The 10,313-nt window shown below is 63.2% G+C and carries 14 protein-coding genes; 1 reads left to right on the top strand and 13 read right to left on the bottom strand.

What is annotated here, in order from left to right:
• The first annotated feature begins 8 nt into the window (after positions 1 to 8).
• A complete protein-coding gene (locus VFJ08_RS08655; RefSeq protein WP_414707046.1) occupies positions 9 to 137 on the top strand; it encodes an inorganic diphosphatase in 129 nt (42 codons plus the stop codon).
• 98 nt (positions 138 to 235) lie between these two features.
• Here the strand turns inward: VFJ08_RS08655 and VFJ08_RS08650 are convergent, their stop codons facing one another.
• The 13 genes from VFJ08_RS08650 to VFJ08_RS08590 form a co-directional block, all read right to left on the bottom strand.
• A complete protein-coding gene (locus VFJ08_RS08650) occupies positions 236 to 1,753 on the bottom strand; it encodes an OprO/OprP family phosphate-selective porin (RefSeq protein WP_324996795.1) in 1,518 nt (505 codons plus the stop codon).
• Positions 1,754 to 1,820: 67 nt separating this feature from the next.
• The gene (locus VFJ08_RS08645; RefSeq protein WP_324996794.1) at positions 1,821 to 2,924 is read right to left on the bottom strand and encodes a sulfate ABC transporter ATP-binding protein; all 1,104 of its coding nucleotides are present in this window, start codon (positions 2,922 to 2,924) and stop codon (positions 1,821 to 1,823) included.
• A gap of 9 nt (positions 2,925 to 2,933) precedes the next feature.
• The gene (cysW, locus tag VFJ08_RS08640; protein WP_324996793.1) at positions 2,934 to 3,818 is read right to left on the bottom strand and encodes a sulfate ABC transporter permease subunit CysW; all 885 of its coding nucleotides are present in this window, start codon (positions 3,816 to 3,818) and stop codon (positions 2,934 to 2,936) included.
• The gene (gene cysT / locus VFJ08_RS08635; RefSeq protein WP_324996792.1) at positions 3,818 to 4,654 is read right to left on the bottom strand and encodes a sulfate ABC transporter permease subunit CysT; all 837 of its coding nucleotides are present in this window, start codon (positions 4,652 to 4,654) and stop codon (positions 3,818 to 3,820) included. Before cysT ends, cysW begins: the two co-directional genes overlap by 1 nt.
• Positions 4,655 to 4,672: 18 nt before the next feature.
• Positions 4,673 to 5,692, bottom strand: coding sequence for a sulfate ABC transporter substrate-binding protein (locus VFJ08_RS08630; protein ID WP_324996791.1), 1,020 nt, complete (start codon positions 5,690 to 5,692; stop codon positions 4,673 to 4,675).
• 257 nt (positions 5,693 to 5,949) lie between these two features.
• The gene (locus VFJ08_RS08625; protein ID WP_324996790.1) at positions 5,950 to 6,564 is read right to left on the bottom strand and encodes a hypothetical protein; all 615 of its coding nucleotides are present in this window, start codon (positions 6,562 to 6,564) and stop codon (positions 5,950 to 5,952) included.
• Complete coding sequence (locus VFJ08_RS08620; RefSeq protein ID WP_324996789.1) at positions 6,545 to 6,784, bottom strand: TOBE domain-containing protein; 240 nt, start codon at positions 6,782 to 6,784, stop codon at positions 6,545 to 6,547. The genes VFJ08_RS08625 and VFJ08_RS08620 overlap by 20 nt, the downstream gene beginning before the upstream one ends.
• Positions 6,771 to 6,998 (bottom strand): hypothetical protein, encoded by a 228-nt coding sequence (locus VFJ08_RS08615; RefSeq protein ID WP_324996788.1) that lies wholly within the window; start codon positions 6,996 to 6,998, stop codon positions 6,771 to 6,773. The genes VFJ08_RS08620 and VFJ08_RS08615 overlap by 14 nt, the downstream gene beginning before the upstream one ends.
• Positions 6,999 to 7,012: 14 nt before the next feature.
• On the bottom strand, positions 7,013 to 7,561 hold the full coding sequence (locus VFJ08_RS08610) for an alpha/beta hydrolase (protein ID WP_324996787.1): 549 nt from the start codon (positions 7,559 to 7,561) through the stop codon (positions 7,013 to 7,015).
• Positions 7,562 to 7,599: 38 nt separating this feature from the next.
• Entirely contained in the window at positions 7,600 to 9,069 is a 1,470-nt protein-coding gene (locus VFJ08_RS08605) for a putative sulfate exporter family transporter (RefSeq protein ID WP_324996786.1), read from the bottom strand.
• Complete coding sequence (locus tag VFJ08_RS08600) at positions 9,066 to 9,347, bottom strand: DUF5395 family protein (RefSeq protein WP_324996785.1); 282 nt, start codon at positions 9,345 to 9,347, stop codon at positions 9,066 to 9,068. Before VFJ08_RS08600 ends, VFJ08_RS08605 begins: the two co-directional genes overlap by 4 nt.
• Positions 9,348 to 9,373: 26 nt before the next feature.
• Positions 9,374 to 9,577: a hypothetical protein gene (locus VFJ08_RS08595; protein ID WP_324996784.1), complete on the bottom strand. Its 204-nt coding sequence runs from the start codon at positions 9,575 to 9,577 to the stop codon at positions 9,374 to 9,376.
• Between the two features lie 196 nt (positions 9,578 to 9,773).
• On the bottom strand, positions 9,774 to 9,974 hold the full coding sequence (locus VFJ08_RS08590) for a YezD family protein (RefSeq protein ID WP_324996783.1): 201 nt from the start codon (positions 9,972 to 9,974) through the stop codon (positions 9,774 to 9,776).
• Between the last annotated feature and the right edge of the window lie 339 nt (positions 9,975 to 10,313).

Genomic DNA, 10,313 nt, shown 5'->3' with positions numbered 1-10,313 from the left:
GGAACAAGATTTCCCATTTCTTCGAACATTACAAGGACCACGAGCACGGCAAGTGGTCCAAGATCAGCGGCTGGGAGAACGCCGCCAAGGCCAAGGCCGAAATCGAGAAATCCATCGCGGCCTACAACAAGGGCTGATCCGCCTCGCCGCCCGCCTGAAAGGGTCGGGCGGCGGCGCATGCAAAAAGCCCCGCCGATCGCTCGGCCGGGGCTTTTTTCGGTCGCGGCCGAGTGTTCTAGAACACCACCTGGGCGCGGGCGTTGATGCTGTTGCCGTCGTCGGCCAACGCATAAGGCGCGTGGCGATTGTGGGTGCGCCAGTGGGTGTAGTCGAGCAGCACGCGGGTGAACTTGTTCAGATACCAGTTCAGGCCGACCGAGGTGCCGTGGCCGGTGCCGCCCTGAAAGACCCGGCTGTTCTCGAAGTCGATGGCCTCGTAGCGCGCCACCAGCTCCCAATCGCCGATCCCGCCCTCGGTCACCGGGTGCGCGATCTTGGGGCGTGTCCATACGCCCTGCTTGGTCGAATAGCCGAACTGTTCACCGGTCAACGCATAGCCAAGCTGGGCCGAGTAGGCTTCGTAGCTTAGATTATCGCCGGCGCCGCGGCCGAACAGCGTACGGTGGCCCCATTCGGCGCCGGCGGCAAACGGCCCGGCCAGACCGGCCAGTTCCAAGCCGTAGGCGGTACTGGTGCTTGGGTCGATGGCCGCGCTGCGGATACGCAAATTGTCGTTGTAATGGCCGCCGATGGTGACGTTGGGCCGATAATCGGTCGTGTTGTCGCCCTCGAAGTTCTCGTAGAACCCATTGGCGCCGACGTGGAGGATGACGTCATCCTTGGCAATCGGGTTCCAGTGGGCACGCGAGAGCACGGTAAAGTTGTTGCTATCGGTGTTATCGCCGGTGTTCGAGCCCTTGTTGATGCCCAGCGAGGCATGCCAGTTGTCGTCGCCGTAGAACTCGCCGGTGATGCCGGTCAGATAGCTTCCCGAATCCGGTTGAATGCCGTTGGCGACCGTGTTGCGTTCGGTGAACCAGGTCCACTTCGACGAAGTACGCGCATCCAGCCCGCGGTCGGCGAACTTGCTGCCGAGATAGACCACGCCCTTACCCAGTTCGAAGTTTTTCGATGCCGCCAGATAGGCATCGCGCAGCCCGACTGAATTATCGGCGAAGTCGACTTCCAGCTTATACAGCACCCAGCCGGCCAGCCGGCCGTGCGCATCGAGGCGCAAACGCCGGAATTCCGAGCCCGTGATGTTGCGCGAATTAGCGTCGGCGTAATCAACTTTACCATCGTAGCGCGAGCCGAAGGTGGACGAGAAATCGTACTGAATGCGGCCGCCGATGCCGAAAGTGTAATCGCCGTCCGGGCTCGCAAACTCCGGCGCGCCGTCGGACCAGTCGACCTTGACGTGGTCCTTTTCGAGCTGGGAGACGCGCTGCTCCAGCTTGGCATTGTTTTGTCCACCGCCACTGGCGTAGGCCGCCTTTGCGGACGCCGGACCGGACGCTACCGATGGCCGAGTCCGGCGCGGCGCGCCGCCGTCGGCGGTATTCGAACTCATGCCCGAAGCGGCGGCCTGGTTGCGCGTTTTGTTGTGCTGTTCGAGTTGATCGATACGCGCGCTCAGACGCTTGATCTGTGCCGCCTGTCGGCGCACCAAATTGGCCAGTTCGGCGTTGCTCGGCGCCGCTTGCGCCATCGCGGCCGGCACGTGCACGGCCGCAGCGGCGACGACAGCCGTCATAACGCCTGCCCGCCATATTCTCCCTGAGTCCATCACTTTCTCCTGCTTGAATTGAAAGACATTTAATTCACGCATCCGGCGCGATCGACCTGGCCGCGAAGCCGGCGCGATCGGCGAATACGTGGATCTGCGTCGGCTCGACGAACACGATTTCGCCGACCTCGTAGCGCTGCTCGATAAACTGCTGGCGCGGGACCACCGCCTGCACCGGCCGCTCATGGTCATCGGCGGCCAGCTCGATCCGCACCTCGGCGCCCAGCGGCCGGACCCGTTTGACCCGGGCTTTGAGCAACTGGCTCGATTCTCGCGGGTTGCGGTGCAACACCATCTCGTGCGGCCGGACGTGGGCCTGGATCGCGCCGTCGCTGGGTTGTTCGGCCGCTTCGTGCGGCCGGAGGCCGAACGCTTCGGTGTGCAGCGCGCCGTCGAGGATGCGGCCGTGAAAAAAATTCACGTCGCCGAGAAAACGCGATACGAACGCCGAGGCCGGCCGCTCGTAGACGACCTCGGGGCGCTCGTATTGCTCGATGCGGCCGGCGTTCATGACCACGATGCGGTCGGCGACCTCCATCGCCTCTTCCTGATCGTGGGTGACGAATACGCTGGTCACGTGCAACTCGTCGTGCAGGCGCACCAGCCAGCGCCGCAGATCCCGGCGTACGTTGGCATCCAAGGCCCCGAAGGGCTCATCAAGCAACAGCACGCGCGGCTCGACCGCCAAGGCGCGGGCCAAGGCGATGCGCTGGCGCTGGCCGCCGGAGAGCTGCGGCGGATAACGATCGGCCAGCCAGTCCAGCTGCACCAGTTCGAGCAGTTCGTGCACGCGGCGCTTGATCTCAGCCTCAACGAGGCGCTGCTTTCTCGGGCGCACGCGCAAGCCGAAGGCCACGTTCTCGTACACGCTCATGTGCCGGAACAGCGCGTAGTGCTGGAACACGAAGCCGATGCCGCGCTCTCGCACATGGCGGTCGACGACGTCCTGGCCTTCGAGTTCGAGCGTGCCGGTATCAGGCTGTTCGAGCCCGGCGATAATGCGCAAAAGCGTGGTCTTACCGCAGCCAGAAGGCCCCAGTAGCGCCACCAGTTCGCCGGATTCGATCCGCAGATCGATGTCGGCCAGCGCCTGGTGATTGCCGTAGCGGCGCGATACGCCGGATATCTGGATACTCATAATTCGACTCTATGCAGGTTTGGCATCGTCTTTCCGGTCCCCGAGGTAGGTCTTGAGAACGAGCGTGACGAGCGCGATCACCGCCAGCAGCGAGGCCACGGCGAAGGCGGCGGTCGCCTGGTAATTCTGGTAGAGCATGTCCACGCGCAGCGTAAGCGTTTCCATTTCGCCCGGTACGCGGCCCGACACCACCGACACCGCCCCGTACTCGCCAAGCGCGCGCGCCGTGGTGAGCACCACGCCGTAGAGTAGCCCCCACTTCACCGCGGGCAGGGTGACGCGGAAAAACGTCTGCAAGCCGGAGGCGCCTAGCGACAACGCGCCTTCTTCTTCCTCCTGGCCGCGCTCGGCGAGCACCGGAATCAGTTCTCGCGCCACGAACGGCACGGTCACGAACATCGTCACCAGCACCATGCCCGGTACGGCGAAGATGACCTGAACACCGTGTGCCGACAGCCACGGCCCGAGCCAGCCATTGCGACCGAAGACCAGCACATAAGCCAGTCCGACCACCACCGGCGATACGGCGAACGGCAAATCGATCAGCGACGTCAGCACGCTGCGGCCGCGAAAATCGAAGCGCGCGAGCGCCCAGGCCGCCGCAACACCGAATATCGTGTTCAGCGGTACGGTGATCGCGACCACCCACAATGTCAGCATCACCGCCGAGCGCGTATCCGGGTCGGCGACGGCTTTGGCGTAGACATCCCAGCCCTGAGCGAGCGCCCCGGAGAGCACTACGGCCAGCGGCATGACCAGAAACACGCCGAGAAACACGAACACCAGGCCGATCAGCCCCCGGCGCACCCACGGCGATTCGTCGGCCACCGCTTTTGTCTTCGCGACGCCCGAGACCGGCGAACCTACGCTCGCCTCATTGATGATACTCGCCATCAGCCCCGCCCCTCACGGCGCGCACGCCATTGTTGTAAGCCGTTAATCGCGAGCAACAGCAGCAGCGAGATCGCGAGCAAAGTCACCGCAACCGCGCTGGCGGCCGGATAATCGAACTCCTGGAGCCGGGTCACGATCACGACCGGCGTGATCTGCGAAACGCCGGGGATATTGCCGGCGATGAAGATCACCGAGCCGTATTCGCCGATGCCGCGGGCCAGCGCCAACGTGAAACCGGTGACGACCGCCGGCCACAGCGCCGGCAGAATCACGCGCCGAAACACCTGCCACCGGTTGGCGCCGAGACTGCCGGCGGCTTCTTCCTGCTCGATTTCAAGTTCCTGGATCACCGGCTGCACGGTGCGCACCACGAACGGCAGCCCCACGAAAATGAGCGCCACGAACACGCCCGCCGGCGTATAGGCCACCTGCACGCCGAGGACCGCCAGCGGCCGGCCGAGCCAGCCGCTTGAGCCGTATAGCGTAGCCAACGCGATACCCGCCACCGCGGTCGGCAGCGCGAACGGCAGATCGATCAACGCATCCAGCAGGCGCCGCAGCGGAAAGCGGTAGCGCACCAGCACCCAGGCCACGATAAAACCGAACACCGCGTTGATCGCCGCCGCGGTGAACGCGGCGCCGAAAGTCAGCCGATAAGAGGCGAGCGCTTCCGGCGACGTCACCACATGCCAGAATTCGGCCGCACTCAGCCCCGCCGCGCGGATGACGATCGCAGCCAGCGGAATGAGCACCAGCAGACTGAGATAGATCAAGGTCAGACCCGTCGCCGGGACGAAGCCCGGCAACGGGTTGGCCCGTCGCAAAAGTATGGCCATGAAGCAATCCGTTGCCGATTATCGCGCCGAGCGATAGATCTGATCGAAGATCGCGCCGGCATCGAAAAAACGCTCCTGAGCCTGGCGCCAGCCGCCGAATTTATCCGGCACGGTGAAGATATCCACGGCCGGATAATCCTCGGCGTGTTGAGCCAGGATTTTCTTATTGCGTGGGCGCAGGCCGTTGTCGGCGATAATCTGCTGGGCTTTGTCGCTCCACAGATGCCGCAAATAGGCTTGCGCGAGCTTCTCGGTGCCGTGTTGCACGGCTGTTTTCTCGACCACGGCGACCACCGGCTGGATGCTGATCGTGTACTTGGGATACACGATTTGGAAATCCTCATCCGGAAAATTCTTCTGGGCGAGTTTCGCTTCGTATTCGTAGGTGAGCAGCACGTCGCCCGTTCCACTGCGGGTAAATGCGGTCGTGGCCTTGCGCCCGCTTTCCGGCAGCATCGGCACGTTCCGATACAGCTGAGTCACGTATTGTCGCGCTGCTTTATCGCCGCCTTGTTTTTCGCCGTAAGCCCAGGCGGCCAGGAAATTCCAGCGCGCCGAGCCGGAAGTTTTCGGGTTGGGCGTGATTACCTGTACGCCTTTCTGGATCAAATCGGCCCAGCCGTGAATATCTTTCGGATTGCCCTTGCGCACCAGAAACACCGCCGGCGTGTAGTACGGCGAACTGTCGTCGGGCAAGCGAGACCGCCAGTTCTTGGACAGCAGTCCCGTCTTGTCGGCGATGGCGTTCACATCGGCCGCGGCGGATAATGTAACCACGTCGGCGTCGAGCCCGGCGATCACCGCACGCGACTGGCTGCCGGAGCCACCGTAGGAATCATGAATGTCGATCGTCTCGCCGGTCTTTTGTTGCCAGTATTTTGCGAATACCGGATCGTAGGCCTGAAAAATCTGCCGGGTGACGCTGAACGAGACGTTGAGCAGGTCCTTGGAGGCCGCGTTGGCCGGAATCGAGGCGGCCGCGGCGAGCAACCCGAGAATCAAAACGGCACGGCCGTGCCACCGGATGTCGAAGCGCATGGCTCATCTCCTTTAAAAAGAAGCGAAGTAATGGCTCGAACGTCCGGTGGTCCGGTCGGCTCGGTATGGTGAGTATGGCCCGCGTGGCTAGGCGACGCGTGAAAGACAATACGATGCGGCGTGCGTGTTGCCTATTGGACCGAAGCCATAGTCTGCTTGCATTTTAAATAATTAAAAATAATAATAAATAATATTTATATAGTTAAAATAAATATAAGAAAGCACCCGCGCGGCAGGGTCGCGTTTACACGCAACCGTCAACCCCAGCCGACGAGTGCCGGCAGCGGCGGCGGGTTCGCGGACACGGGATAAACGCTTGTATCCAACCAACGAGCACTGCCGATCCAAAGCCCATCGTGCTCGATCTCGATGCCGGCGTGTCGATTGATGAGGCGCAGGCGGCCTGCTCGGGCGTCGAACAGGATCATCCGGTTGCCGGGGTCCATTACCGAGTCGAGCAGGCGCGCGAACGCCTCGCTATGCAATATCCCGGGCCACTTTTGAGCGAGCGGGCGCAGCACGTCGCGCACGAAATGCCAGGTATCGGACTGGCGCGGCTCGGCCACCCGCGACCGCAGATTACCGTTGTGCATGAGATAGATGCCGTCATCCACCTCGAAAGGATGCACGTTGCTCAACGACGGGGCGCCGTAAGTGCGCCGACGCAGATGAACCGCGATCTCCGCGTGTCGCAGATCGGCGAGCCGGTCGCGCAGGGCGTCGATTGATAACCCCACCCGGCGCTCGATGATCACACCGCCGTCGGCTCCGATGCCCATGAGGCCGAACCCGTCGCCGTTGAACGCTATCGCGGCGCGCAACAATGCATCCGGCACCAAAACCCCGGATGGCTTATGAATCAGCAGGCACATGGCCGCTGTCTTCGATTTTGCCCACGAGCACGTTCGTGGCCTTGCACAACCCCACCGCGGGATCGCCCACGCGCAACGCCATCGCCTCGAGCGACGAGGTGGTGATCACCGCGGACAACAGCCCAGCGGCGGTTTCGATCGCCACTTCCGACATCACCGGGCCCTCGAGGATGTGCACCACGGTGCCGCGGAACTGGTTGCGGGTGTTAACGCGTTGCATGGGCCTCCGGCCGCTCTCCGATTCGCAAGAGGGTCAGCACGCCGGCGAGCACGATCAGGCCCACCGCGCCCAACACAAGCCGCCAGCCGCCGCGTCGTATCTCCCAGGGCCGCCACGGCCGATAGCAGTGCACGGCAGGCCGCTCCCCTACGGATGCGTCGGCCGGGCTCGGGTTGGCGATTCCGGGCGCCGCGGTATCATCAAAAGCTCGCATCGTTGTCTCCCCTGTCATGCAATGTTCGACGCCCGGCTTGTAAGATCAAGCGTGTGGATTAATTGATGGAGCCGCGCCCAGCCTTCGGGCCACGGTCCATAGCCGCTCGCCGGATTGAGATGACCGACGCGGCCGGCGTTGACGAAAACGCTGCCCCACTGGTTGGCCAACGAACGTGCCGATATCGATGACAGCCACGGATCGTTTGTACTGGCGATCAACAAAGAGGGCATCGGCAAATCGTTATAAGGCAGCGCCTGACTATTGCCGACGCGATCCGGGTCGGCGGGCGCGGCGAGAAACAGACCAGCCACGGATGCCGGATACCGGGCGGCCGCGTGGACCGCGGCCAAGCATCCGAAACTGTGCGCGATGATCATCGGCGGCCGCGCCGCGCGGCGCAACACGGCCTCGATGGCCGCCGACCACACCGGTAAATCGGGCGTCTGCCAGTCGCGCTGGTTCACGCGCACCGCGCCGTCCAGAGTCTTCTCCCAGCGCGACTGCCAGTGCCGGTCGTCGCTGTTATCCAGCCCGGGTACGATGAGATAGTTGATGTTCATACGATAGTCCGTGAGTGCATGTGCAAAGCGGTTGCTGATCAGCCACCGGCTACGCGCAGCGCGGCGGGCGTCATGCCGTGGTGAAACAGCCAGGCCACGGCGTAGGCCAGGGGCGCGATGAACACGATCAGGCCGGCGCCGTAAAACACCGCCAGCCGCCCCATGCCCCGCAGCTTGCTGAAATCGGTAATCAGGCCGAGGCTGACGAAGGTCAGCATGAAGAAGAAATGCCGCATCGCGCCCTCGACGATCTCGGCGCCCTGCGAGGCGGCGCCGATCAGGGCCGGCGCCAGCGTGGCGATCGCCAGGTAAGCGAACCAGGCCACGATGTAGGCCAGGATGAACTTTGGAAAACGAAACCAAATCTCTGACTTGCTGACCGCCGCTTCGCGCGCGCCGCCTTCGACGTGCCGGGTCCAGAGCACGGCTAGAATAAACGCCCACACGCCAATGAAGATATCGATCCACAGCTTGGTCATGATGGCGGCGTTTAAAATCCAGCCGCCGGACCAGTCCAGGCCGCGGTTGGCGGCGTCCGCGACCATGAGTTGGTTCAAGATTCCGCCGGCCGCGGCGTCGGCGCCGTCGGTCTTGACCGTCATCCCCAGCGCCGCGCCGTTGACGATCGGCTCATGGGGAAAGAACGCGGCGTAGAAACCGGGCAGGATCAGCAGTTCGAATACCGCGAACACTACAATCAGCATGGCCACCGCGGCCGGCAAGGTCGGCCGGGCCCGGATCGCGCCGCCGGTGGCGATCGCGGCGGAGACGCCGCAAATCGAGATGCCGGAAGACAGCACCGCGGCGGCGTCCCGCGGCAGCTTGAACAGGCGCCGGCCGGCCCAGTACATCACCGGCCAGATCAGCAGATACACCACGAAGGCGGCCGCCGCGCTGGCCAGCGCCAGCTCGAACACGGACGATGCCGCCTGCATGGACTTCAGCCCGATCTTGACGCCCATAAAGACGATCGCCACTTTGATGAACCATTCCGGCCGGGCCGCTTCCCGCAAAAAACGCGCGACGGGTTTGCAGAAATTCGCGAGGACCAGCCCGACCACGACCGCGAGGATGTAGGAAAAACCGCCGCCGAACGACAGGCCCCAGCCGATGCCGTATTGGTCGAACTTGTTGACCGTGGCTGCGAAGTGCGCCTCATGGCCGACAATCCAGAGCACCCAGGTCAGCGCGAATAACGCCGTCCAGGCCGCGAAGAAACGACGTAGGTCGAAACGCATGGCGGCGGCCCCGAGGCCGACGAGCACGGTGAACACGAGATAGGTCACCACCAGCCCGGCCAGCGGCGGCCAGTCGGCGTAGCCGGTCATTTTGAGCCAATGGCCGGGCCCACCGATGGCCCATGTGCCGGGCTCGACCATCCAGCCGACCAGATCCCAGCCCCAGATCGAGGCGAAACCGGCGGCGAACAGCGCCAGCCCCAGCCACACGGACCACCAATCCTCGGTACTTACCATGCCGTCGTACCAACGGCGGTTGCTGTCACTCATCCCTTATTCCCCCTACGTTCCGGTTGCGGCGCGACGGTCAGCCGTGCGCGCCGGTTAAAGTAGTGGCCGGCGTATTGGGCCAGCCACGACGGCAGTACCACGCGACGCACGGTCATCGCCGCGAGCACCTGATCGCCGGCATGGAAGTCGCCGGATTCGGCAAGTGCGGCTTCGATGCGCCGGTCAAGACCGGCCAGATCGGGTGCGCTGACGCGCACACCGTTACCCGTCGCGTGCCAACGGCCGCCGTTGTAATCAAGCTCGATAGCTATGCGCATGGCCGTACCGCTTGCCCGCGCCTCGCTCAGCCGAACACCAGATGCACGACGAGCCCGAGGACCACGAGCCCGCCTAGGCCGAACCCGAGACTCCAAAGCACAAGCCGGGTCTCCCAGGCGGCCCAGGGCTCGGGGTTGCCAATCAGGGGGGCGTGCTCGGCGCGGTCTTCGTGACCGTGCTCCGGAGACGTCCGGTCGTTTATCGGCGATTCGATGGTGGTGTCTTGCATACGGGCCTCCGGTCGAGAAAACCGCATCGGCGGCCTAGCCACGATGTCGGTTTGATAACGCATCGCCCGCCGCGTTGCGCGCGGGCAATACCGGGTCATGGACGGCGGTGTACAACGCGCGCTGACCCGCGGCGTTGATGTGCGTCCTGTTTCTCGTCTCCGGAGGTCCGGTCGGCGGGTTGCCGGCAGGCCGCGCTTACGAGCGGTTTCCGCCGGCGGTGCGGGTACCGGTTTTCGGTGGACTGAACCGCACTTTTTCCTTGCGTTCGACTTGCACCACGGCACCGTTGTGGATCGTGATCTCGACCGCGCCGAAATCCATCGTCTCGATAGCGCGTCGAAGAAACTCGATTAGATCGGCGTCGACGCCTTGGGCCGAATTGTCGCTGTCGCTCATCGCGGTACGTCTTGCTGGACTGATCTTAAAACTAGATTCAGAAGCATATTAATGATCGTTTTAAATGCTATAAAAGAATTTAAAACTGAATAAATATCGTTTTAAGTTATATAAAGATCATGGCCGTGGTATACATACTCCGCCGGCTAAAGCCGGTGGTCGTTCACTTTTAATAGAAATGTGCGGCAATCGCTGAATGAGGCGGCGCCTTGTTTTGAAGAGGTCAACGCTCCATCAGTCGGGGACGCAGCTCATGCAGGTTGCACGGCCGGGTGCGGATATCGATCTGCGCGGCGATCAGCTTGTCCCAGCCCTCCGCGACCGCGCCCGAAGAACCGG

The organism is Salinisphaera sp. (assembly GCF_035690525.1).
Taxonomy (GTDB): Bacteria; Pseudomonadota; Gammaproteobacteria; order Nevskiales; family Salinisphaeraceae; genus Salinisphaera.
The sequence above is the reverse complement of the archived record's forward strand: the minus strand, read 5'-3'. Positions and strand labels throughout refer to the sequence as shown.

Bases quoted from the DNA above. Each gene is read 5' to 3' on its own strand.
- VFJ08_RS08620 (WP_324996789.1), bottom strand. From the start codon at position 6,784: ATGCAACGCGTTAACACCCGCAACCAGTTCCGCGGCACCGTGGTGCAC.
- VFJ08_RS08645 (WP_324996794.1), bottom strand. From the start codon at position 2,924: ATGAGTATCCAGATATCCGGCGTATCGCGCCGCTACGGCAATCACCAG.
- VFJ08_RS08590 (WP_324996783.1), bottom strand. From the start codon at position 9,974: ATGAGCGACAGCGACAATTCGGCCCAAGGCGTCGACGCCGATCTAATC.
- VFJ08_RS08625 (WP_324996790.1), bottom strand. From the start codon at position 6,564: ATGTGCCTGCTGATTCATAAGCCATCCGGGGTTTTGGTGCCGGATGCA.
- VFJ08_RS08595 (WP_324996784.1), bottom strand. From the start codon at position 9,577: ATGCAAGACACCACCATCGAATCGCCGATAAACGACCGGACGTCTCCG.
- VFJ08_RS08650 (WP_324996795.1), bottom strand. From the start codon at position 1,753: ATGACGGCTGTCGTCGCCGCTGCGGCCGTGCACGTGCCGGCCGCGATG.
- cysT (WP_324996792.1), bottom strand. From the start codon at position 4,654: ATGGCCATACTTTTGCGACGGGCCAACCCGTTGCCGGGCTTCGTCCCG.
- cysW (WP_324996793.1), bottom strand. From the start codon at position 3,818: ATGGCGAGTATCATCAATGAGGCGAGCGTAGGTTCGCCGGTCTCGGGC.
- VFJ08_RS08630 (WP_324996791.1), bottom strand. From the start codon at position 5,692: ATGCGCTTCGACATCCGGTGGCACGGCCGTGCCGTTTTGATTCTCGGG.
- VFJ08_RS08610 (WP_324996787.1), bottom strand. From the start codon at position 7,561: ATGAACATCAACTATCTCATCGTACCCGGGCTGGATAACAGCGACGAC.
- VFJ08_RS08605 (WP_324996786.1), bottom strand. From the start codon at position 9,069: ATGAGTGACAGCAACCGCCGTTGGTACGACGGCATGGTAAGTACCGAG.
- VFJ08_RS08615 (WP_324996788.1), bottom strand. From the start codon at position 6,998: ATGCGAGCTTTTGATGATACCGCGGCGCCCGGAATCGCCAACCCGAGC.
- VFJ08_RS08600 (WP_324996785.1), bottom strand. From the start codon at position 9,347: ATGCGCATAGCTATCGAGCTTGATTACAACGGCGGCCGTTGGCACGCG.